Annotated in this window: 1 rRNA gene; it reads right to left on the bottom strand. The window is 40.4% G+C overall.

The features are described from left to right. Positions 1–107 (bottom strand): 5S ribosomal RNA (rrf, locus tag LZD48_RS18650); the annotation flags it as partial. Between the last annotated feature and the right edge of the window lie 148 nt (positions 108–255).

Here is a 255-nt window from a genome sequence, read left to right on the forward strand (position 1 = left end):
CGTCCTACTCTCGCAGAGACAAGGTCTCAACTACCATCGGCGCTGGAAAGCTTAACTGCTGTGTTCGGTATGGGAACAGGTGTGACCTTTCCGCCCTCATTACCAGACATATACTATATTATAACAAAATTTAACTTTAATGCAAGAGTATATTCATACCCTGAAAACTAAATAAGAGTAATTCACGACATCAAGATATAGAAGTTAGTTAAGTCCTCGATCGATTAGTATTCGTCAGCTCCACATGTCACCATG

It is taken from the genome of Oceanobacillus alkalisoli (assembly GCF_021556485.1).
In the GTDB taxonomy this organism is placed as follows: Bacteria; Bacillota; Bacilli; order Bacillales; family Amphibacillaceae; genus Oceanobacillus; species Oceanobacillus alkalisoli.